Origin of the sequence: Thermoactinomyces sp. CICC 10523 (assembly GCF_016055105.1) — a bacterium.
Taxonomy (GTDB): Bacteria; Bacillota; Bacilli; order Thermoactinomycetales; family Thermoactinomycetaceae; genus Thermoactinomyces_A; species Thermoactinomyces_A daqus.
In genome coordinates this window covers 187,681-209,422 of sequence record NZ_JAECVX010000004.1, presented here as the reverse complement: position 1 = coordinate 209,422, position 21,742 = coordinate 187,681, and the positions used below count along the sequence as shown (strand labels likewise).

Genomic DNA, 21,742 nt, shown 5'->3' with positions numbered 1-21,742 from the left:
CTGAGTCTATTTAGTAGTTTTGGCATTCTATGATTTTAGGTTATAATATGATTAAATTTGGCAAATATTTCATTACCTAAAAAGGATTTGTCTTTTTTTGAACAGGGTGAACTCGAAGGAGTGTTACAGACATTGAATTTATTCAAACCATTGGCAAGCTTGGGAATTGGGTCAGCCCGGGTCGATACAAATCTGGCCGAAAATCAGTTTCAAGCCGGAGACACCGTGAGGGGAACTGTCTGGATTCGCGGTGGTCAGACTACACAGCAAATTGAAGATATTTATCTTTATCTTGTCATCACTTTGCTTAAACAGAATAAAAAAAACAAACATGTGTTAAGCAAGTTTAAGCTTTCCCACGCTTTCCTCATTCAGCCGGGGGAAGTGAAGGAAATCCCGTTTCAAATCCAATTACCTCTCTATACCCCCATGTCCACGGGCGGATACCCGATCCATCTGAAAACCGATGTGGAAATCAAAATGGCGGTCGACCCGACGGATGAAGACAAAATCGAAGTGTTCCCGCACCCGCTAGTGCAAAAGCTGTTGAAGCAGATTGAAGATGCGGAGTTTATTCTCTACCAAATCTATAATGTTTACGACAAGGAACAAAAACCTCATTCCTTTGCCCAGGTCTATTGTTTCCGCCCGACCGGACGTTACCACGGGTATATCGATGAACTCAATGTTTCCTTTAACATGACCCAGACGCATATCCAGATGGATCTGGAGATGATCCGCTCTTCGCAATCCTTCTTCACCTCGTTGAAGTGGGAATACAATAATCCGGACAGTGTCCTTTATATCAATGATCAGCAAACCATGAGCGATCCTTTGAACAAGATCAAGGAAATCCTCAACCGAAAAGCGTTTTAACCATAAGGAGGCGATCGTCGCATGAGGGCGGCTATCGCCTCTGTTCTTCTTCCACCGGCACAGGGGAGGGATTTTTGCTGACCAAAATCCGGGAAATGCGCAATTGATCCATCTCCTCAACCTTAAAGACAAAATCCCCAAACTTCACCTCGTCTCCCGTCTTCGGCACTTTATCCAACTGCGAGAAAAGCCATCCGCCGATCGTGTCGTTATCCTCATCCTCGATATGAATCTGAAAGTAGTCGTTGACATTGTCAATTAACAAACCGGCCTCGATGGATACCCCCTCTTTTCCCTTCTGAAAGAAAGGGCGTTCATCGTCAAATTCATCCTGGATCTCCCCAAAGATCTCTTCAATGATATCCTCTGTTGTTACCAGCCCGGAGGTTCCGCCGTATTCATCGACGACAATGGCCATGCCGATCTTGTTTCGCTGCAATTCCCTGAGCAGGTCTTTCAACTCCATCGTTTCCGGCACCACAATCATCGGGCGAACCAGTTTTTCCAGATCGGGAGTTTCCCCGGCCAGCAGATGTTCGTACACATCCCGGATATGAACAATGCCGCGCACGTCATCCTTATCCTCGCCGCAGAGGGGAAAACGTGTAAAATGGGCATTTTTGATCGTTTCCATGTTTTCGGCAAACGAATCATACACGTACAAGCAAACCATTTTGACACGCGGCACCATCACTTCGCGAACCACCCGGTCGGTAAAGTCAAATACATTGTCAAAGAGGGTGAGTTCGGTTTGGTCGATGACACCACTCTGATGGCTTTGTGCGATCAGCATGCGGATCTCCTCTTCGGTATGAGCTTGCTGCGGTTCTGTCATCTCGATGCCCATCAGGCGCAAAACGAGATTGGCCGCCTGGTTCAGAATGTAGATAAACGGTTTAAAGATTCGGTAAAACCAGTGAAGAGAGGTGGCCGTCCGCAGGGTAACCTCTTCCGCCTTGCGAATGGCAATCGATTTTGGGGCCATTTCCCCCAGCACAATATGCAAAAACGTGATAATGGTAAAAGCAACGGCAAAAGAAACAGGGTGAACCAGCCATTCGGGCAGATGAAAAAAGCGGAAAACCACTCCCAACAAACGGGCGACTGCCGGTTCCCCGACCCAGCCCAATCCGAGAGAGGCCAAAGTGATTCCCAGCTGTGTCGCCGACAGATAGGCATCGAGATGAGCCAGCACATTTTGCGCCATTTTTCCGCGCTGGCTATGGATTTGGGCAATCCGGGTCGATCGCACTTTGACGATGGCAAACTCCGCCGCGACAAAAAATCCGTTCATCAAGACAAAAGCAAACACCAGCAGTAGATAAAAGAATGTATGAGTAAAGCCAGTCAAGGGTGATTCCTCCCGGGCTCATCACGATTCCTGCAAATTTTTCCGGCGGGCCGCCTTTCCGTTCACAGCAAACGACCTGCCTGATGTTAATGTTTCCCTGTTTGGGGTTCATTAACAAATCAAAATAAAAAACACCCGCAAAATGGGTGTTCGGTTGCATCGTCTCAGGCATGGAGCCCTTCTCCCAGCACTTCAATCGAATTGGAAACAATGACAAAAGCTGAAGGGTCCACTTCTTCAACGATTTGTTTCAATTGGGACAGTTCGCTCTGATCGAGTACACACATCAATACCGGGCGCTTGTCATTGGTGTAGCCGCCAGTCCCGGACAGCCGCGTCACCCCGCGATTGATTTTATGAAGGATCACGTTTTTGATCTCTTCTTCTTTCTCGGAAATAATAAACGCCATCTTGGCATAATTGCTGAAGCCGAGCTGGACGACATCGATCACTTTTCCGGTGAGATAGATACTGATGATCGCGTATAATGCCCGTTCCAGACTGAACACAAGGGCAGAGGACAAAACGATCATCCCGTCGATAAACATCATGCAAACTCCCAGGGAAATGCCGGTAAACTTATGAAGCATCTGCCCGATCAAGGCCGTTCCGCCGGTGGAACCCTTCCCGCGAAACACGATCCCCAGACCGAGTCCGACCATGATCCCGCCGAATAATGCGGCCAACAGGGGATTCATGGTGACCGGCTTGATTCCCTCTGTCAGGTAAACAACCAGCGGCAAAAACGACGTTCCCACCAGTGTCTTCAGGCTGAACTGTTTCCCCAGCAAGAGCATGCCCAGAAAAAACAGCGGAATGTTAACCGCCCATTGCACGTAAGAAGGTTTCCAGCCAAATACTCCATACAGGATGGTACTGAGTCCACTGACGCCGCCGGCAGCGATCTGGTTGGGCAGCAGAAACAGATTGAAGGCGACCGCAACAATCGCCGTACCGACGAGAATTTCGATATATTCCAATAAAAGAATGATTCTTGGAGGCAAGGACATGATGCGGCGATATACAGCGGCTCCCATCTTTTTCACCTCTTTTTCGAAAATTGCAGCGGCAATCATGTATAGATCAAAGGAAGTATAACACCAGGATTAAAAAGATGTAAACAGCATCCATGTAATGCTTTACTCTATTGAAATAAGCTTATTACAAATATTTAATCAGTTCACAAACAGACACCATAACAGCATAAAATCCCATAGACATCCGTCCATGGGATCGGAAGCAGGAAGAGCGATACGGCCTTGCTACTCCACCAGCTTGTTCCGGTGAGCGTAAATCGCCGCCTGGGTGCGGTCGTCCACCTGCAGTTTGGAAAGGATATTGGTAATATGCGTTTTCACGGTTTTTACCGTGATATAAAGCACTTCAGCAATTTCCTGGTTGTTCTTCCCTTCGGCGATCAGACGCAAAATCTCCATCTCGCGCGCAGTCAGCTTTTCATGGGGTTTGGGATGATGGGTCCGCCGCATTCTGGAAAGCATTTTGCCCGTAACCTGCGCTTCCAGCACGGGCTCTCCCTTCATCGCAGCGCGAATGGCCGCGGCGATATCCTTCGCCTTCGATGTTTTCAGCAGATAACTCAGTGCCCCTGCCTCAATAACCGGATAAACCTTGTCATCATCGATAAAGCTTGTCAGGACGATAATTTTGGGATCATCCAGCACACGGACAATCTCTTTCGTCGCTTCAATGCCGTCCATCGGTTCCATGACCAGATCCATCAGGATCACATCGGGCCTGGTTTCCAGCGCCAATCTGACTGCTTCCCGCCCACTGGCCGCTTCGGCGACAATCTCCATATCCGGCTGCGATTCGAGGTAGGCGGCAAGTCCCATCCTGACCATTTCGTGGTCATCCACGATCATCACACGAATCATGCATCTCTCCCCTTTTCTTCCTCGATAATCGGCACTTTCACCTCAATCTGTGTCCCTTTGCCGGGAAAAGAGATCACTTCGGCAATTCCGCCGATTTCGCTGGCCCGTTCCTGAATCAACTGCAAACCGTAAGAAGAAGACTTCGGTTTATTCATGTCAAAACCGATACCATTATCGATGATCCGCAAGTAAATTTGCCGGTTGCGGACAGCAAGGCGAATCGTGACCGAAGTGGCTTGCGAATGGCGGAACACATTGGAGAGTCCTTCCTGGACAATGCGAAACAGATGATCCTCGATCCCCTTTGGCAGATCGGGCAAATCCTCCACTTCCCAATGCACCTCGGCCAACTGTTTGGCCTTAAATTCTTCCAACAGCTCTTCCAGACCCTCTTTCAATCTCTTGCCTTCCAAGGTGACGGGACGCAAATGCAGAAGCAGCGCCCGCATCTCATTTTGCGCAATTCCCGCCATCTTTTCGATCATGGCGATTTGCCTGTAAATCGGCCGGTCATCCCCGGTCAGGGTTTCCTTTACTGCGGACGACATCATCGAGATGGCAAACAGCTGCTGGCTGACTGCATCATGCAACTCTCTGGCCAGGCGTTGCCGCTCTTCGGAGATCACGGCCTCTTTCATCCGTTCTTCCCACTTCGCTTTCTCCGTCGTCAGCTTTTGCAAAGAAGCTACTTGTTGTTGCGCCCGCTCGGCCATTCGGTTCAGATGTCCGGCGATCAGGTCGAATTCATCTTCACCCAGCACCGGCACCCGATGGGCGAAATTGCCCCGTTCATATCGCATGATTGATTCGACAATCACTTCGATTTTTCTCTTCATCGAATAGCCGAAAGCAAAACCGAAGACCGTTCCGATGCTGACCACAAAAACCGGAATGAGAACCGGAAGAGGAATCCCGTAAATCCGGGCTGTCACCAGTGTTTGCCAGTCAAGGCGATAGGAGATCAGGATGACGGTCAGCAAGGCCGCGGAGACACCCGAACAAATCCAAACCGTAAACTTCGTCAGCCGCCAATAGATGCTTGCCGTTCTCCGCTTGCTCATAAAACCCTCACACCAATATCGCCAAACAGCAGCGAGACTGAGATATTCATCTTCCGCCTCGACTGCTCGTACCCTTTTGTGGTCAGTTGCACCTGCCGGGCAGCTCCGCCCTGTTTCACTCCCGGAACATCCAAATACCCCGCACCGACCGTTGCCGCGATGGAAACATCGAGATCATCGGGAACATAGATATTCACATTACCGGCCAGGCCGCTGATCACAATGGAGTTGACTCCTTCCGGGATGATCGCTTTGGACAAATCGATTTTTACATCACAGAATCCGTAGGACAGGTTGATGTCGTTAAACTGGTAACGGCAGTCGATCAGGTACAGATGGCCGATGACAGCGCTGCGGAAAGACGGGGTTTGATACCGGGCATGCTCTGTCTTTTCCTGCCCCGCGTAATCAGAAGAGGGGCGGTTCCACTTCCCCGGCTGCCCAAGCGTTTTATCCTCCTCTTTAAACATGCGGTAGCCACAGTAAATCAAGAACACGGAAAGAAAAGTCCAAAACAGGTTAAAATCGATAAATTGATCCAGCAAAAAAAGAGCCGCAAGAACCAGGAACAAATATCCCATCTTGCGATGATGCTTTTTGAGCAACAAGACACCGATGATGAAGAGAATCAGAAAGCCGGGCAAAAAAGTGTCGCTCAGGCTTAACAAAATGAGCAACCCGACCGCCAAAACAACGATTCCCACCAGTCGGTTTTGAAATAGCCGCATTTGTTGACCCCCTTCATCACAAGGAGAGAGCGATTCAGTAGATATGGACATTGCCGCTGATATTATGAAGCTGAATCTTGTTTTTTCCGCTCTTGACCATTGCTGTCGCCGTCACCGCCCAGTTTTTCCGTCTCCTCTGGCATGGAATAAAATCGCACTTCACATTCCCGCTGTCAACTTGTGCCCTCAAAGCGAAATCCGCATCCCGGGGCAAGTTGACCTCCATGTCCCCCGATACCTGATCAGCCTGGATCGGGCCGGATACCTGATCAATCTGCGCCTTCAGGTTACCCAGAGACAGATTGGCACAGAAAGAACCGGAAAAATGATTCAGCGTCACATTGCCTGAACTGGAATGGAAGTTGGCCGACTCCGCTGTTACCAAGTCCAGTTTCGTGTTTCCGGACATGCTGTTGGTATCAAGGCGGTTCACCCGCAAGTTTTTTAAATTGATATTCCCCTCCACCATATCTACCTTCAGCTCATTCAGTTTCATCAATTGGCTCCCCTCCTGGCCGGCAAAATCCAAATTGCCTCCGAGAGAGTGAATGGTCATGTTTTGATCATAACTTTTCGGAACATAGACATTCAACCTGACGATCTGATCCTGCCGCATCCATAAATACCACTTGGGTTTTACCAATATCGTCAATTCATTGCCCTTCTTTTGTATGCTCATATCGACATCATTCATCCCTTTTCCCTGCAAAACCGCTTTTACGTCAAGCCGTTTTTCCGGAATCACCGTTACGGAGGACGTGGCGTCAATCCGGATTTGCCGAACATTCTCGATCGTAACGTCGCGGGCCGGATGTTTGCCGGCATACCATCCACTGCCGATTCCGCTGCTTGCCACTGATCCGATGAGAATGACAAACCCGCAGAGAATCAATAAAATTCCGATCAGCTTCTTCATAAACATTGCCGCAGGGCCCCCAATTCAGCCACGTTTGGGGAAAATGCGACTTCACCCCCCGTCTGATTATAAACCACCTTTTCAAAAAGAGGGCCCCCAGGCGGGTCCCCCTCGTTTCCTTCATTTATCCTGCTCCCGATTGTTGAGAAATTCACTCCATTCCGCTTCAAAAAGAGATTCCGCTTCCGGCATTTCCTTTTTTCCTTCCGGCTTCCGGGAAGTTTTTTGATCTGACTAATGGCTGTTTGTGAGCAATTTCAAACCATAATAGACACAAAAAAGCCCCAGCGCCACCCCTGCCAGAAAGGGAATCCAGCGCAGCATCAACAAGCCGCCGATGACGAGCACAAACAGAGCCCATGCCTTGTGCCCGCCTGTTTTGGCCCGGACGAAACTCACCAGCCCGTAGACGAGCAATGCCGTCGCAACCAAAAAGGTGATGAACCCCCACAGATCCCCTCCCCTGAAGAAGAGCCATATTCCGAGAAAAATCAAGAGAATGCCGGCGGCCTTTTTGCCGCTTATCACCATACTCTCCCTCCTTTACCTGTTCGAGCAAAGTGCCCCCGGATTCCTGTCAGTCGCGGAAAACGGGGGCCACGCTTCAGCAAGCATGTTATTGACGGGAACTGCTTGCTTCGCTTTCCTCTTCGATTTTGGCACTGCGCAATCTTTCTATTTCTTTTTCAATTTCCTCAGCATACTCCACTCTGGCAAAGCTGAGATCTCCGTCACGGTCAGCATTCGCATAAGAATTGGCCTTGACTTCCATCTCGGCGATCCGGTTCTCAATCCGCTTAAACTCTTTTAACGCGCTTTCGGAATCGAAAAAGTTGAGCGTGGTATTGATGCTTTGCTTCGCTTTGGCAACCGCTGCCCGGGCAATCAGTTCGTTCTTTTTGTCTTGCAAATCCTGGTACTTTTTCACCAGTTTGCCCATTTGCTCTCTCAGCTCTTTCACCTGTTTGCTCGCTTGCGCCACATACTCCCGGTACTCTTCCGCTTTGGCTTCATAATGCTTCATCTCAGCCAACGCTTTGCGCGACAGCGCCTCTTCTCCCGCATCAAAAGCAATTTGCGCCTGCTTTTTGCGACGGGCGGCCAATTTTTCCGCTTCTTCCTTCTGGAGTTGGAATTTTTTGATCATAATCTCTTGCTTTACGATGGTATCCCTCGCCCTGGAGATCTCCTTCTCCACGTCGCGCAAATATTGCTTCAGCATCGCCTCCGGCTTTTCCAGATCATCCATCACTTCATGGTAGGTCGCCAGGAGAAAATCGCGTAACCGTTTAAAAGCCATTTTCCCATTCCTCCTCTAAAATTGTTCTATATCCCAATCCGTTCGTTTTTGCCGTTTTACAAACTCCTGCCAGTCTGCTTCAAATGAATGGTCGGCCATTGAGGTCCGTTTCCCCTTCGGAATCCCGCGTACCGCCACTCCCGTTTCCCATGCCAGTCCGGCAACTTCTGTTTTCATCAACTTAAAGCCGAAGTAAAAGCAGATTCCACCGAAAATCAGGGGGATCACTCCCGGAAGCATGCCGAATAACACCAGCAGGGAAAGACCGAGAACCATGAAGGCAAATATTTTTGAGCCCTTCGTTTCTGCCGTTTTCAGCTTCTTCACGCCATACCAGAAAAGCACGGCGGCGATGAGAAAGCCGATCAGGCTGCCGAGGTTACCCAGAAACATGGCAACGCCCACCAGCAGCAAAAGGAACCCGGCCAGTTTTTTGCCCCATCGTTTCATGCTCACCCTCCTCCGTTCCTTTGCTGATTCCAGCATACAGGAGTATGGAATTTTCCAACACGAACCACGGATTTATTTTTCGTTACGACTTTGGTCGTAGACTGGACGAGACTTGAAAAAAAGCTCCCGCACCGTGCTTGACAAACACAGGCGGGAGCCTTGATTTTCCGCATATGGGGTTCAGTCCGGACGGATAAAAGTTTCGGTCGGGTCACTGCTGAACGGATTGCACTTGCTGTTGCATATTTGTCGATTTGTCATTGCGTTCGTCGATGCTGATATGGGTGATCACCCGATTCGCACCGGCTGACATGGCTTTTTGGTGAATTTGCTTGGCCACATCCATCAATTGATTCAGATCCCCTTCAATGACGGTTGCCGTCGGCGTGACCTGATACTGCAGCCCGCTTTGTTGTACCACTTCCACCGCTTGGCTCACATAAGAACTGAAGCTGGGCGTATTAGTTCCGACCGGGGCAACACTGATTTCCAAAAATGCCATCATACTCACTCCTTCGGTAATTGCTATCCAGTAAAGTGCCCAAAAAGAGGAGTTTTATAATTCCCTAGCAGAACCGTATCGCCGCGAAAGGTTTTTGGCGTTGCATTTGTTATCAACCCACGGGCCAAATATCTTGGTGCGGATCGTGCCCCCCATCTCCTGCCATGCGATCATCACAGAAACTGAATGTTGACCTCATGAAACTGTTCATTTAAATCTTTGGGAATCCGTATTTCCAGGATTCCGTCTTTATAGATGGCTCTTGCCCCTTCCGAGCGTGCGGTTGCAGGCAAGCCAATCGTTTCAATCTCTTTAGTCAAACCGGAGACACGGACTTGATTGACGCCGAGGGAGATGCGCAATTTGCTGGCGATGGCCCGGTTCGGGACTTTTATACGCACAAACATCCAGTGATGTGTTTCAAAAACCTCCGACTTTACACTGTCCTGACCTGAGTTAAAAAGAGGTTGCCCGTTTGCATTCGGCATTGCTTGTGAAAAAATTTGATCCATATACTTATCCAGGGACTTAAGCCCGCCTTTTGCCATGTTGAAAGGAAACTGGTGATTGGGAAGAGCTTTCGAAATCGTCCCTTCCACAAATTTATCCAGCCAAGAAAAATCCTGATGTTTGGTAACCCGGTTTACAACATCATTCCAATTAAACTCGAACGGCTTAAACTGATCCCGTGAATCGGACATGGTCCATTCCCCCTTCATTGCGATTCGCAATGTAAAGCCAAAAAAAGAAGCGATGCCAAATGATCCGCATTTTTAAAAAACCTCAAGATTGGACAGATGACAAAAACTTCCTTAGTATTTTCAGGTGATAACGTTCATAAAGATTGGAAACCCCGTGATAAATCCAACGAAGGACACGGCATGATCAGCGGCGATCATAATACAGTGTCCGAAAATTGCTATGTCATCAACGACCCCGATGTCGCCGGTCAAGTAACCGGTGAAAAGAAGGCATGACAACTCTCCACACTTATACTGTATGTTATTCTCAGGACATTTTTTGGTGAGGATGGAACGATAAAATGCGGGGAAGGAGAAATTGAAAGGTGGGAAAATCAGGGGAGATTCAGGTTCCGATTGGTCGCATTGAGGTGATGACCCTCGGATCCCCTTTCTGGCAGTTTCAGAGGTTTGAATCAGCAAACATCATGTTCTTCAGTCAAAACGGCCATCGTCCGGCTGAAACGAACCATGACCGTTTGTTTTTCCAATCCCTGTTTTCTGCAAATCTGATATTTTTCCACAAATTATTCACACTTTCCACAGGTGTCGACAAGAGTTCCAAGGAACAGCATCAAATTCCGGCGGGAAACATCATCAAGAGGATGACCAGAAATATGAAGGCCGTCGTAAAGAGTGCATGAAAACGGACGGTTTGCATCCACGATTTCACTTCAAAGCGATCGGGCGACTTGAGAAAATGGCGGATGTAATAACCAAACAATCCACCAAAAGCGCCAACACCGAAATAAGCAGCCACCACCAAAGAAATCCACAAGGTGCTATACACCGCTTGACTGTACAAGTAACCGCCGGTCAACAATTGAACGACGAGAATCCATTGCGTGAGAAAGTTCAGCCGATACAATACCTGGAGAACGGAACGCGATTGCAAAAACCTTTTTTGCAGCAAAAAGGGCAAGACCAGATAGAATCCCATGCCGATCGCCCCGAGAACATGAAAAAATAACATGATCTTCAGCAACATCGTTTCCCCTTCTCAAAACAGATTGATCTCTTCTTCGATTTTCACTGTGTCCATAAAAGGTACAAACGATTTGAAACGGGCAAAAGCCTTCTCATGACAAAAACAGCCGTGAACGATCACAACGGCTTGATCCGCCTAATAAGTCTGCACGCCATCTGATATAATAAACATAAATACACGAAAGGAATTTTTTTCAATGGAAAAACAGAGTGTACTGCAACAGGTTCCGTTATTCCAAGATCTCAACGAACAAGAACTGGCACGAATCGGAGAAATCGTCATTCATCGTACATTCACGAAAAAAACGGTCATCTTCACGGAAGGAAGTGAAAAAGAAGCGGTCTTTTTTATACAGAACGGCCTTGTCAAAGCCTACAAGACAGACGAGACAGGCCATGAACAGATTGTCTCGCTTCTGCAAACCGGTGACATGTTTCCGCATACCGGTTTTTTTAAACATGCTCCTTATCCAGCCACCACGGAAACGCTTGTCGATACCGACCTGTTGGCGATTCCCGTTCGCGCCTTTGAGCAACTGATCCTGGCCATGCCGACGATTGCCTGCAAAGTGATTGATGTGCTCAGCTCCAAGATCCGGGATCTTCAGCAAAAACTCCAGCAGTTTACCGGAACCGACGTGAACCGGCGCATTCTCTCCTTTTTGCTCGACCTGGCAGACAAGCAAGGGGAGACAAAAGGCTCCCGGATTTACATCGATTTGCCCATAACCAATCAGGAACTGGCCAATGTGGTCGGTACATCCAGAGAAACCGTCAGCCGCCTGTTGAATCAATTAAAAAAGGAACAAATCATTGACAAACAACGCTCGCAGATCATCATCCTGGACAAGGATGCACTGAGAGGCTGGAAGTAAGATTCCCATTGGCAAAAGCCCGGACGCCTGTCCTGTCCGATTTTCCTAAAGCAAACAGACAAACAAGAGACCACAGACCGTGACAAGGACATAAATCAGGGAAAGAAGGATAACAGTTTTCTTTCGACTTTTTTCGTAATGTTCATTCGAAGTTTGGGATTGAGTTGAACCCAGGCGAAAAGTTATGAAGAAGGCAAAAAGGCACAGCAGAATGCAAAATAAAAACGCACCTTTATACAGCATCACGGCAAACTCCTTTGCGGGTATTCATACCAGGAAGATGAAAAGTCAACGGATTTCAGGGATTTTTCCCAATCCTTCAAATTAAGGGATGGACGCGACTGTTCTCTCCCAAAACATCGTCTTCTGAGTCCGTTTTTGCGTAACATTTTTATTATACATTATTTTTCTCCATCTCAGTGTGATCCTTATCACTGTTTTCCGTGAAAATGTTTTGCCATCGGGTTATGGAGCCCCCTACCTCTCCGAAAATCCATAACCAGTCCATTGTATCACAAAAATTCAAACTATCGTCCGAGCCATCTGTTATTTCTTCTCCAGCCATACTTCCAATCCGATCAACCCCTCGTGAATCCTGCCTGTTTGAAATTTGCTCTTCGCTATCATTTCCTTGACTTCATCTTTAGTGTAGGCTTGCTTGATCACCACGAATCGAAACATCCATTTGGTAACAAGAGAATTAATGCCGGTAAAACCCAGATCACCGGAAACAAATTGATCCAGTTTATCTTTGGAAACATCCTTTTTAAAATCGATGATCAATGCCTTGCCCCCGGGTTTCAATACGCGATTCATCTCATCGAGTGCCGCGACCGGTTTGGAAAAATTCTTGAAGGCCGCCCGACAGATGATAAAATCGAATGCATGATCATCAAAGGGCATCTGTGCTGCATCTCCGTGACGAAAGTCGATATCCACTCCTGCTCTTGTTGCATTTGCTTGTGCCATTTGCACAAACTTCTTGCTGATATCCAATCCGGTAATATGAAAACGGCCCATCTTGGCAAGTTCAATGGATAAATACCCCGGACCGGGAGCAAGTTCAAGAACAGCATCCCCCTCTGATACGGATGAAAACACCTTCTTGGCATCATTTCTGTATTTTTCGATTTGCTTTTCGGTATTTTTGGCATACCAGGTTGCAATAAAACCGCTCATTTCCGGACCCTTGGTGGGATTTTCAGACATGACAAATCCACTCCTTCTCCCAATTTATTTTGTGAAATTGGTCGACCGTAAGGGTCAGACGAAAAACAAATGAAAAATACCGATTAATCACAATTATTAAAATGTATTTTTAATTTATACTATTATACTAACAATTCCATTTCAGTGCCAAGAGGTTATTTTCATATTGTTGATGAACACCTGAAGCAAAGACAAAAAAACGCCGGGCTGGTTCTTCTTTAAAACCGGCTGAAGCGTCTCCGTCAGATCCCGGCGTATGATTGTCATCCGGTTTCCCTGTTCCTTCACCGCAACGAGGGGTTAAGCGGAAGATGACATTTATCCAACCTCTGTCAACTGTCCTTTCTCGACTCTGAATACTCTGTCGCACAATTTCGCTATTTCTTCCATATAATGACTGGCTAACAGAATGACCACTCCATTTTCCCGCAGATCGGACAATAAACGATGAAGCATTTCAACTCCTTCCGTATCCAACCCGTTTATCGGTTCATCCAGCAACAGGAGTTTCGGCCTTTCCATGATTGACTGAGCGATCCCCAAGCATTGTCTCATTCCAAGGGAATATTTCCGCACCGGTTTTTTATCCGCCGGATCAAGGCTGACTTCTTTCAGCGTTTGCCGGATTTCATCATCATTGATTATTCCTCTCATTGAAGCCAGCAGCTTCAGGTTTTTGAACCCGCTGTATTCCCCCAAAAAACCGGGCGTCTCAATAATAATCCCGACATCCTGCGGAAAGGTTCCGTTTTTTCCAACTTCCTGATTGAAAACCAAGACACGCCCTTCCGTCGGAAATACAAATCCGCTGATCAAACGCAAAAGCATCGTTTTTCCTGATCCATTGCGCCCGATCAACCCATATATTTGACCCGCCGGAACTTCAAGATCAATCTTGTTCAGGATCGGCTTTCCGTCAATCACTTTTGAGACATTTTCCAGTTTTACCGCCGGCGCCGGATGTGCCATGATAAATCCTCCTGTCTTTCACTGTAATTCATTTGAATTTTTCTGCCCCGAAACATCGGCCTTTTTGATATAATGCATCCCCCATAAAAAACACAAACGATGATCATCGCGTTATATATCAAAGACCACCAAACCGAAAAATGATGGATGTGCCCATCCACTTCAGAATGTCTCAGATAAATCCCCTGATTGCCGGAAACCACCTGACCAGACTTTCAGGCATGAGACTGCTGAAACAAGAAACGATATACAGAAAAACCACAAGAACATATGGTTTGAAAACACGCTCCCACTTGACGGCCAGCCCCAGTATCAAGACAGACATTGAAAAGCTTGTGCTCCAATTGAGCAGCAAAAGCCATAACATTGCCGGGAACGGCTCAATCCCTTTCAACCCGGTAAATCATCATAATTGTGAATATGATCCACTATTATATATGTTCTGACTTCTTCTTTCTTCATTTTGTCCTCCGTCTGGTAACAAAGCCCGTTACCCTGGATTCAACGATAACCTATCTGTCCCCTATGTTATGCTCCATATGAAAAAAGCCGCCGATCAACCCGGCGACTTCCTGTTTCTGGCGGAGAGGGTGGGATTCGAACCCACGGAGGGCGTGAACCCTCGGCGGTTTTCAAGACCGCTGCCTTAAACCACTCGACCACCTCTCCACGATCTATTTCGTTACAGAATCTAATTATACTGATTTTTTTCCTTTTGTCAATGAGGAGAGAGCGGGTCCGGCAATTACCCGGAACCCGCAACTGCTTCTCATCCCTGTTTACTGATCCGTTCAAGTCCGCCCATGTAAGGTTGCAGAGCTTTGGGAATGCGGACGCTCCCGTCGGCTTCCTGGCCGTTTTCCAGGATGGCGGCGACGGTGCGGCCGACGGCAAGGCCGGACCCGTTGAGCGTGTGCACAAACTCCGGTTTTGCCTTGGCATCGCGGCGAAAGCGGATGTTGGCGCGGCGGGCTTGGAAATCCTCGCAGTTGCTGCAGGACGAGATTTCCCGGTAAGTATTGTAGCTCGGCATCCAAACCTCAAGATCGTATGTTTTGGCCGCACTGAAACCGAGGTCTCCTGTACAGAGAGCGACGACGCGATAGGGAAGTTCAAGGCGCTTCAACACTTCTTCGGCATTTTGCACCATCAGTTCGAGCTCGTCATAAGAATCTTCCGGTCTCACCAATTTGATCATTTCGACTTTGTTAAATTGATGCACACGAATCAGTCCGCGTGTATCCCGTCCGGCCGAACCGGCTTCGGAACGGAAACAACTGCTGAAGGCGGTGTAATATTTGGGGAGTTCCTCAGCTGCCAGAATCTCACCCGCATGATAATTGGTTACAGGCACTTCCGCGGTCGGGATGAGGAAGTAATCCTCATTATCCGCCAGCTTGAAAGCGTCTTCTTCAAACTTGGGCAGTTGTCCGGTTCCGGTCATGGCCTGCCGGTTGACGATGTAAGGGGGCATCATTTCCGTATAGCCGTGTTCCTGGATATGCAGGTCGAGCATGAAGTTGATCAAGGCCCGTTCGAGACGCGCTCCCAAACCTTTGTAAAAGACGAAACGGGAGCCGGTCACTTTCGCCGCCCGTTCAAAATCGAGGATGTCGAGTTCTTCGGCAATCTCCCAGTGCGGTTTGATGACAAAATCGGGTTGCGGCGGCTCGCCCCATTTGCGCACAGGGACATTTTCCTCTTCGGAAGCCCCGACGGGCACGCTCTCATGCGGCAAATTGGGAAGGCTGAGCAATATTTCTTCCAACTGTGCATCCAATTGTCTCAATTCCTCATCTAATTGCTTGATCTCATCCCCGACCCGGCGCATTTCCAGTATATCCGCTTCGGCATCTTCTTTGTTCTTTTTCTTTTGGGCAATTTCTTTGGAAACGACATTGCGCTTATTCTTGAGCTGTTCCGCCCTCCTGATCCCTTCGCGGCGGCGCTCATCCAGCTGCAGGAAGGTATCGAGCCCCGGCCATTCTCCCTGTCTGGTGGAAAGCCGTTGTTTCACCTCATCCATATTGCTGCGCAACAACTTGTTGTCCAACACGGGTCTGCACCTCCTAACCATAATAAAAACCTCCCACTCCCCAAAGGGACGGAAGGTTCCGCGTTGCCACCCTTATTGGTCTGCCTGTCGCTGTGACAGGATAAACCCGCTCTTCCGAAATAACGGCTCGTAACCGAATGCGCTTCGGGTTTGTTCCCTTCACGCCTCGCTCCGAGGTGGATTCGCCGCCCGTCCGGAGCGATTCGCACCAGCCATCGCCTCTCTGAACCGAACTGCCGGCAGCTACTAGCCTCTTCTTCGCGTCGATATCAAAAGTTTACTACATATTATATCCTAAACTTCTGCATTTGTAACCATCGATTCGCGAACCATTTCGATAAAATAGGCATGGAAACGCACATCATCTGTCAGTTCAGGATGGAAAGCGGCCGCCAGAAGATGACCTTGCCGGGCAGCGACAATTTTCCCATCCACTTCGGCCAGGATTTCCACACCCGGCCCCACTTCTTCAATGTATGGTGCACGGATAAAAACCGCTTGAAACTGATCGCCGATCCCTTTGACATCAAGGCTCGCCTCAAAGCTCTCCCGTTGCCGGCCAAAGGCGTTTCGCTTCACCGTGATATCCATCAGGCCGAGATGTGGCTCGTCCCGGCCTTCTATGCGGCTGGCAATCAGGATCATTCCGGCGCAAGTGCCAAAGATCGGTTTGCCGCTCTGGTACATCTGGCGGATCGGCTCAGTCATCTGATACTCATTCATCAATTTGCTGATGGTGGTCGACTCGCCGCCCGGAATCACCAGGCCATCCAAATCGCTCAGCTGCTCGACCCGTTTCACCGCTACTGCCTCGGCTCCAGCCTGTTCCAGCAAGCGCACATGTTCGCGCACCGCTCCTTGTAAAGCCAGTACGCCAATTTTCATCGCTCCAACCTCCTACCAGCCGCGCTCCTGCATCCGTTCTTCCGCACGCAGTTTGGAAATTTCAATTCCGGTCATCGGTGTGCCAAGATCTTTGGACACTTCGGCAATCAGGCCGAAATCTTCATAGTGCGTGGTGGCCTGAACGATGGCGCGTGCATATTTCTCCGGATTTTCCGATTTGAAGATCCCGGAGCCGACAAAGACACCGTCTGCACCAAGATGCATCATCAGAGCAGCGTCGGCAGGCGTTGCCACACCGCCGGCGGCAAAGTTGACCACAGGCAGTTTGCCCGTTTCATGCACTTGCAAGAGCAAGTCGTACGGAGCCCCCAGTTTTTTCGCCTCAGCCATCAGCTCATCGCGGGACATGCTTTGCACCTTGCGAATCTGGCTTTGCATCATGCGCATATGGCGAACCGCTTCAACGATGTTTCCGGTGCCCGGTTCCCCTTTGGTGCGGATCATGGACGCCCCTTCCCCGATCCGGCGCAATGCTTCCCCGAGGTCACGCGCACCGCAAACAAACGGAACGGTAAATTGCGATTTATCGATATGGTACAGATCATCTGCCGGTGTCAAAACTTCACTTTCATCGATGTAATCGACGCCCATCGCTTCAAGCAGGCGCGCTTCCACAAAATGACCGATCCGTGCTTTGGCCATAACCGGAATCGATACGGCTCCCATCACTTCCTCGATCACACGCGGGTCTGCCATGCGGGCGACACCGCCGGCTGCACGAATATCGGACGGAACGCGTTCCAGTGCCATAACGGCCACTGCTCCGGCTTGTTCCGCAATTTTCGCTTGTTCAGCATTGACAACGTCCATGATGACGCCGCCTTTTTGCATTTCGGCCATCCCGCGTTTGACGCGATCTGTTCCGACTTTACGCACTTCACTCATTTCGGATAACCCCCTTGATGTACCAGCTAAAAACCGGGAGAGCAATCGGAATTCCTTGCTCTCCTCCCCATTTTATTATAGTTGAAAAAATCCATTTGAAAAATAAATTTAATTAAACCAATTCTTTACGGTATCCCCTATTTCCCGGAAAAACAGGCGAATCCAGCTCGCTTTTTCCACCGCTTTGGCCGTCACGACCGGAGTCGGTTCCACCCCTTGGACCGGTTTTCCGTTATAGAGCACTTGAGCTGTGCCGACCACTTCCCCTTGCTTGAGCGGAGCATTCAATCGGGGCTTGAATGTTACCTTCACCTGGTAACGGGCACTCTCCCCTTTATGCACGGGAAGTTTAATCGCCTTGTCCACGGTTACCGGAACGGTGCGTTCCACTCCGTCAGGCAAGGCCAGCTCTTTTGTTCCCGGGATCTGACCTCCCTTTTTCACCAGCACTTGCGGGACGAATTCCTGAAAACCGTAGTCAAACAACTTTTTCGTCTCCAAAAACCGGTGATCGTCGGAACGGGTTCCCATGACAACGGAAATCAGACGAAGATCACCACGCTGGGCGGTCCCCGTAAAACAATAACCCGCCGTGTTGGTATGCCCCGTTTTCAGTCCATCCACTCCCGGGTAGGAATACTTGAGCCCGGGCAGCATCAAATCCCAGTTGGTCACCTTCAGTTGCTTCTTCGTTCCTATAAAAAATGTATAGTAAGGGATGGACGTCGTTTTCAGGATTTCGGGATACGTTTGAATCAGCTTGGTCGCCAGGATGGCCGTATCATGAGCGGACATCACGTTTGGCCCGGAAACTTTCGGCGGGTCGGGATAAAGGCGGAAATCAAGGCCGGACGCGCAATTGAAATGTGTATGGTTCATTCCCAGTTCCTTCGCCTTTTGATTCATCATGGCGACAAAGTTTTCTTCCGTCCCCCCCACATATTCTGCCAAGGCCACAGCCGCATCATTGGCCGATTCGACCAGAGCGGCGATAAACAGCTCACGCACAGTGATTTTTTCTCCGGGTGTAAGGTTGATCTGCGCTTCATTGATCGCAGCCACCCGCGGGCTTATGGTGACGAGATCATCCCAGTGAATCTTCCCGCTTTTAATCTGGTCCAGCACAACGAACACGGTCATCATTTTGGTCATGCTGGCAGGCGGGTACGGCACTTCGGCATTTTTCTCATCAAGAATCTCCCCGGACTGAAAATCGATCAGGATATAGGACTTTGCCTGAACATCCGGTTTTATCTCCGCGGCAGCTGCCATTGCCGGATTCGTAATCCAACTCATGAAGACAAGCAAACAAAGACAACAGCAGATGTTTATTTTGTTTTTCATCAGGTCATTCTCCATTCTCCCTCATTTGCCGCAAAACATTGCACAAGACTGACATATTTATGTAAATCCGGTTCGGGCCACGGCCGGCCAAATGTCGGAAACTTCCCGCCCCCTTAATCCAGTATAGAAGAGGAACGGGAAAAAAGAAATGAACAAGCAGAAGCGTTTTTCTGCTTGTTCGGTGAAAGAAATTGGTCACATATGGTAGTTTGGAGCTTCTTTGGTAATCTGAACATCATGAGGATGGCTTTCCCTGAGCGAAGCGCTGGAAATGCGAATAAAACGGGATTTCTCTTTTAATTCGGCCAATGTTCTGGTTCCGCAATAGCCCATGCCTGCGCGCAGGCCTCCGATCAATTGGTAAATGGTATCGGCAAGCGGCCCTTTGTACGGAACGCGTCCCTCAATGCCTTCCGGAACCAACTTTTGCACATTTTCTTGGAAATAGCGGTCCTTGCTGCCTGCCTGCATCGCACCGATTGATCCCATCCCGCGGTACACCTTGAAGCGGCGGCCCTGATAAATCTCCGATTCTCCCGGAGCTTCTTCCGTTCCGGCGAAAAGGCTGCCCAGCATGACTGCATCTGCCCCGGCCGCGATCGCTTTGACAATATCCCCGGAGAAACGGATGCCGCCATCGGCGATAATCGGAACGCCATATTGGCGCGCAACGGTGGCACAGTCGTAGATGGCTGTAATCTGCGGCACACCGATTCCTGCAACGACACGGGTTGTACAAATCGAGCCCGGACCGATTCCCACTTTGACCACACTGGCCCCGGCTTCAATCAAATCGCGGGTGCCTTCTCCCGTGGCGACGTTACCGGCAACGATCACCAAGTCGGGATACTGTCTTCTGATCTCCCGCACCATGTCCAACACACCCTGGGAGTGGCCGTGAGCAGTATCAACGACGATCATATCCGCTTCTGCTTCCACCAATGCCGCCACCCGGCGCATCGTATCCTTGGTCACCCCGACAGCCGCCCCGACGAGTAACCTTCCGTGGGCATCTTTGGCCGCTTGCGGGAACAGCTCCGCTTTTTCAATATCCTTGATGGTAATGAGTCCTTTTAAAATGCCTTCTTCGTCGACCAAAGGCAATTTCTCGATCTTATGTTGTTGCAGAATCGCTTCCGCCTCTTTCAGGGTCGTTCCCACCGGTGCCGTCACCAATTTTTCCTTGGTCATCACTTCGGCGATCGGGGTGGAATAATCACGGACAAAACGCAGGTCACGGTTGGTGATAATCCCCATCAGGCGGCGGTTTTCATCGACAATCGGCACACCGGAAATCCGGTATTTCGCCATCAGTTCTTCCGCATCATGAACTTTGTGCTCAGGTGTCAAGTAAAACGGATTGGTGATGACTCCGCTCTCAGAGCGCTTGACCCGGTCTACTTCTTCAGCCTGCTCTTCCACTTTCATGTTTTTGTGAATGACACCGATGCCTCCCTGCCGGGCAATCGCAATGGCCAAGGCTGATTCGGTCACGGTATCCATCCCCGCACTGATCAGCGGAATATTGAGTTTCACCCGATCCGTCAGCGTGGTGCCGGTCTCGACGTCTCGCGGCAAAATTTCCGATTTCGCCGGGACCAATAAAACATCGTCAAAGGTAAAACCTTCCTTGGCAAACTTCTGATCCCACATATCGCTTTCCCCTTTGGCCCAAATTTTTTCTAGCAAGTGTAACAGTATCCTTGCCAAGTCGTCAAGATTTTTCATTTTTTGCCAAAAAGTTGTCCACAATCATTCACAAGTTATCCACAGGATCTTGTGCATAACTAAACTTTTCTGTGGATAACCAACGGTTCAGGGAAGGATGCTGCTAATGGTTTCCGCTACCTCTGGTTTCTGAATCAGCTGCAGATGGTCATCATCCGGGAACGTTTTAACATGAATGGCCCCTTTGATCGTCGCTTCTCCGTCACGTACAACACCATCGCTGTCCGAACCGTACTTCAGGGCTAGAAGCGTCCATCCGACCGCCAATTCCCCATGCCATCCGCGGTTTCCCCATCCATCCGCATCCCCGGCTATGGTAAAAAGGTGTCCGCCTTTTGCAAACGGACTTCCCTGTACGGGATATTTTTGGTTAAACCGCGCCACCGCCTCAGGAGTAAGATCTGCCATAGCCGCTTGTCCATGCACAAACATCCCCAGCCAACTGTATTCCCTGGCAAGCGGAGTTCCATGGTGCGGTGAAGCAATCGTCACCAGGTCCGCCACCCGTCCCGGCCGCAAGTAGACCAATTCCCGGGCAACCAGACCGCCCATGCTGTGAGCGATCACCGCAAAACGGGGATCAAGTCCATATTTTGCTTGCAGGAGATCAATTTTATGCGCGGCAATTTTCGCCTGGGCGTCGATTGAGCCGTTTCCGGCTTGATGATCATTTTCTCCCGCAAACGTCACGATCTTTCCATTGATCCGCATCGTCCAGACCCGGTCTGACCGATTGGTATACAGGACATAAATATGCCCGGACTTCCAATGAGCGACCAATGTGTTTAAAAATGCTTCTCCCCACTGATGGCGGTTGTTAAAACCATGGATCAGAACCAAATCCGAGTTTTTCTCGGGAAGTGCTTGCTTCTTCGGAGGAATCGTCCCCCAGACGAACAACAGGAGAATGCATAAACACCAAATCCATCTCTTTTTCATATCTGCCTTACGATCCTCCTGAAAA

At 49.3% G+C, this 21,742-nt stretch carries 22 protein-coding genes, 1 tRNA gene and 1 other annotated feature; of the genes, 2 read left to right on the top strand and 21 right to left on the bottom strand.

Features of this window, described 5'->3' with window-relative positions; genetic code table 11:
- The first annotated feature begins 132 nt into the window (after window positions 1-132).
- Complete coding sequence (locus tag I8U19_RS07620) at window positions 133-876, top strand: sporulation protein (protein WP_198055601.1); 744 nt, start codon at window positions 133-135, stop codon at window positions 874-876.
- 31 nt (window positions 877-907) lie between these two features.
- Here the strand turns inward: I8U19_RS07620 and I8U19_RS07615 are convergent, their stop codons facing one another.
- The 12 genes from I8U19_RS07615 to I8U19_RS07560 form a co-directional block, all read right to left on the bottom strand.
- Window positions 908-2,227 carry a hemolysin family protein gene (locus I8U19_RS07615; protein WP_033101608.1) on the bottom strand — a complete coding sequence of 440 codons (1,320 nt, stop codon included), beginning with the start codon at window positions 2,225-2,227 and terminating at the stop codon, window positions 908-910.
- Window positions 2,228-2,391: 164 nt separating this feature from the next.
- Window positions 2,392-3,264 carry a YitT family protein gene (locus tag I8U19_RS07610; RefSeq protein ID WP_198055600.1) on the bottom strand — a complete coding sequence of 291 codons (873 nt, stop codon included), beginning with the start codon at window positions 3,262-3,264 and terminating at the stop codon, window positions 2,392-2,394.
- Between the two features lie 225 nt (window positions 3,265-3,489).
- Window positions 3,490-4,122 (bottom strand): response regulator transcription factor, encoded by a 633-nt coding sequence (locus I8U19_RS07605; protein ID WP_198055599.1) that lies wholly within the window; start codon window positions 4,120-4,122, stop codon window positions 3,490-3,492.
- Window positions 4,119-5,183 (bottom strand): sensor histidine kinase, encoded by a 1,065-nt coding sequence (locus I8U19_RS07600; RefSeq protein ID WP_198055598.1) that lies wholly within the window; start codon window positions 5,181-5,183, stop codon window positions 4,119-4,121. The genes I8U19_RS07605 and I8U19_RS07600 overlap by 4 nt, the downstream gene beginning before the upstream one ends.
- On the bottom strand, window positions 5,180-5,911 hold the full coding sequence (gene liaF, locus I8U19_RS07595) for a cell wall-active antibiotics response protein LiaF (protein ID WP_198055597.1): 732 nt from the start codon (window positions 5,909-5,911) through the stop codon (window positions 5,180-5,182). The genes I8U19_RS07600 and liaF overlap by 4 nt, the downstream gene beginning before the upstream one ends.
- Before the next feature lie 34 nt (window positions 5,912-5,945).
- On the bottom strand, window positions 5,946-6,833 hold the full coding sequence (locus tag I8U19_RS07590; protein ID WP_198055596.1) for a DUF4097 family beta strand repeat-containing protein: 888 nt from the start codon (window positions 6,831-6,833) through the stop codon (window positions 5,946-5,948).
- Between the two features lie 228 nt (window positions 6,834-7,061).
- Entirely contained in the window at window positions 7,062-7,355 is a 294-nt protein-coding gene (locus I8U19_RS07585; protein ID WP_198064693.1) for a protein liaI, read from the bottom strand.
- Window positions 7,356-7,443: 88 nt separating this feature from the next.
- Entirely contained in the window at window positions 7,444-8,127 is a 684-nt protein-coding gene (locus tag I8U19_RS07580) for a PspA/IM30 family protein (RefSeq protein ID WP_198055594.1), read from the bottom strand.
- A 15-nt stretch (window positions 8,128-8,142) separates the two neighbouring features.
- Entirely contained in the window at window positions 8,143-8,577 is a 435-nt protein-coding gene (locus I8U19_RS07575; protein ID WP_198055593.1) for a hypothetical protein, read from the bottom strand.
- 211 nt (window positions 8,578-8,788) lie between these two features.
- Window positions 8,789-9,079, bottom strand: coding sequence for an MTH1187 family thiamine-binding protein (locus I8U19_RS07570; RefSeq protein WP_033101610.1), 291 nt, complete (start codon window positions 9,077-9,079; stop codon window positions 8,789-8,791).
- 173 nt (window positions 9,080-9,252) lie between these two features.
- A complete protein-coding gene (locus I8U19_RS07565) occupies window positions 9,253-9,780 on the bottom strand; it encodes an Hsp20/alpha crystallin family protein (RefSeq protein WP_198055592.1) in 528 nt (175 codons plus the stop codon).
- 613 nt (window positions 9,781-10,393) lie between these two features.
- Entirely contained in the window at window positions 10,394-10,804 is a 411-nt protein-coding gene (locus tag I8U19_RS07560; protein ID WP_152568583.1) for a hypothetical protein, read from the bottom strand.
- Between the two features lie 199 nt (window positions 10,805-11,003).
- On the opposite strand from I8U19_RS07560, the gene I8U19_RS07555 reads away from it, so the two are divergent.
- Window positions 11,004-11,681, top strand: a complete 678-nt coding sequence (locus I8U19_RS07555) for a Crp/Fnr family transcriptional regulator (protein WP_033101613.1) — start codon at window positions 11,004-11,006, stop codon at window positions 11,679-11,681.
- A 546-nt stretch (window positions 11,682-12,227) separates the two neighbouring features.
- Here the strand turns inward: I8U19_RS07555 and I8U19_RS07550 are convergent.
- The 9 genes from I8U19_RS07550 to I8U19_RS07510 form a co-directional block, all read right to left on the bottom strand.
- The gene (locus tag I8U19_RS07550; RefSeq protein WP_033101615.1) at window positions 12,228-12,890 is read right to left on the bottom strand and encodes a class I SAM-dependent methyltransferase; all 663 of its coding nucleotides are present in this window, start codon (window positions 12,888-12,890) and stop codon (window positions 12,228-12,230) included.
- 318 nt (window positions 12,891-13,208) lie between these two features.
- On the bottom strand, window positions 13,209-13,859 hold the full coding sequence (locus I8U19_RS07545; RefSeq protein ID WP_198055591.1) for an ATP-binding cassette domain-containing protein: 651 nt from the start codon (window positions 13,857-13,859) through the stop codon (window positions 13,209-13,211).
- A gap of 579 nt (window positions 13,860-14,438) precedes the next feature.
- Window positions 14,439-14,528, bottom strand: a tRNA-Ser gene (locus I8U19_RS07540).
- A 100-nt stretch (window positions 14,529-14,628) separates the two neighbouring features.
- Complete coding sequence (serS, locus tag I8U19_RS07535; protein WP_198055590.1) at window positions 14,629-15,915, bottom strand: serine--tRNA ligase; 1,287 nt, start codon at window positions 15,913-15,915, stop codon at window positions 14,629-14,631.
- 41 nt (window positions 15,916-15,956) lie between these two features.
- Window positions 15,957-16,183: a binding site (T-box leader), on the bottom strand.
- Window positions 16,184-16,209: 26 nt separating this feature from the next.
- A complete protein-coding gene (gene pdxT, locus I8U19_RS07530; protein WP_033100501.1) occupies window positions 16,210-16,800 on the bottom strand; it encodes a pyridoxal 5'-phosphate synthase glutaminase subunit PdxT in 591 nt (196 codons plus the stop codon).
- A 12-nt stretch (window positions 16,801-16,812) separates the two neighbouring features.
- Window positions 16,813-17,706, bottom strand: coding sequence for a pyridoxal 5'-phosphate synthase lyase subunit PdxS (pdxS, locus tag I8U19_RS07525; protein WP_033100500.1), 894 nt, complete (start codon window positions 17,704-17,706; stop codon window positions 16,813-16,815).
- 108 nt (window positions 17,707-17,814) lie between these two features.
- A complete protein-coding gene (locus tag I8U19_RS07520; RefSeq protein WP_198055589.1) occupies window positions 17,815-19,050 on the bottom strand; it encodes a D-alanyl-D-alanine carboxypeptidase family protein in 1,236 nt (411 codons plus the stop codon).
- Between the two features lie 195 nt (window positions 19,051-19,245).
- The gene (gene guaB / locus I8U19_RS07515; RefSeq protein ID WP_033100499.1) at window positions 19,246-20,703 is read right to left on the bottom strand and encodes an IMP dehydrogenase; all 1,458 of its coding nucleotides are present in this window, start codon (window positions 20,701-20,703) and stop codon (window positions 19,246-19,248) included.
- 162 nt (window positions 20,704-20,865) lie between these two features.
- On the bottom strand, window positions 20,866-21,717 hold the full coding sequence (locus I8U19_RS07510) for an alpha/beta fold hydrolase (RefSeq protein WP_198055588.1): 852 nt from the start codon (window positions 21,715-21,717) through the stop codon (window positions 20,866-20,868).
- Window positions 21,718-21,742: the final 25 nt, after the last annotated feature.

Bases quoted from the DNA above. Each gene is read 5' to 3' on its own strand.
- I8U19_RS07610 (WP_198055600.1), bottom strand. From the start codon at position 3,264: ATGGGAGCCGCTGTATATCGCCGCATCATGTCCTTGCCTCCAAGAATC.
- I8U19_RS07605 (WP_198055599.1), bottom strand. From the start codon at position 4,122: ATGATTCGTGTGATGATCGTGGATGACCACGAAATGGTCAGGATGGGA.
- I8U19_RS07600 (WP_198055598.1), bottom strand. From the start codon at position 5,183: ATGAGCAAGCGGAGAACGGCAAGCATCTATTGGCGGCTGACGAAGTTT.
- liaF (WP_198055597.1), bottom strand. From the start codon at position 5,911: ATGCGGCTATTTCAAAACCGACTGGTGGGAATCGTTGTTTTGGCGGTC.
- I8U19_RS07590 (WP_198055596.1), bottom strand. From the start codon at position 6,833: ATGTTTATGAAGAAGCTGATCGGAATTTTATTGATTCTCTGCGGGTTT.
- I8U19_RS07580 (WP_198055594.1), bottom strand. From the start codon at position 8,127: ATGGCTTTTAAACGGTTACGCGATTTTCTCCTGGCGACCTACCATGAA.
- I8U19_RS07575 (WP_198055593.1), bottom strand. From the start codon at position 8,577: ATGAAACGATGGGGCAAAAAACTGGCCGGGTTCCTTTTGCTGCTGGTG.
- I8U19_RS07570 (WP_033101610.1), bottom strand. From the start codon at position 9,079: ATGGCATTTTTGGAAATCAGTGTTGCCCCGGTCGGAACTAATACGCCC.
- I8U19_RS07565 (WP_198055592.1), bottom strand. From the start codon at position 9,780: ATGTCCGATTCACGGGATCAGTTTAAGCCGTTCGAGTTTAATTGGAAT.
- I8U19_RS07555 (WP_033101613.1), top strand. From the start codon at position 11,004: ATGGAAAAACAGAGTGTACTGCAACAGGTTCCGTTATTCCAAGATCTC.
- I8U19_RS07550 (WP_033101615.1), bottom strand. From the start codon at position 12,890: ATGTCTGAAAATCCCACCAAGGGTCCGGAAATGAGCGGTTTTATTGCA.
- I8U19_RS07545 (WP_198055591.1), bottom strand. From the start codon at position 13,859: ATGGCACATCCGGCGCCGGCGGTAAAACTGGAAAATGTCTCAAAAGTG.
- pdxT (WP_033100501.1), bottom strand. From the start codon at position 16,800: ATGAAAATTGGCGTACTGGCTTTACAAGGAGCGGTGCGCGAACATGTG.
- pdxS (WP_033100500.1), bottom strand. From the start codon at position 17,706: ATGAGTGAAGTGCGTAAAGTCGGAACAGATCGCGTCAAACGCGGGATG.
- I8U19_RS07520 (WP_198055589.1), bottom strand. From the start codon at position 19,050: ATGAAAAACAAAATAAACATCTGCTGTTGTCTTTGTTTGCTTGTCTTC.
- guaB (WP_033100499.1), bottom strand. From the start codon at position 20,703: ATGTGGGATCAGAAGTTTGCCAAGGAAGGTTTTACCTTTGACGATGTT.
- I8U19_RS07510 (WP_198055588.1), bottom strand. From the start codon at position 21,717: ATGAAAAAGAGATGGATTTGGTGTTTATGCATTCTCCTGTTGTTCGTC.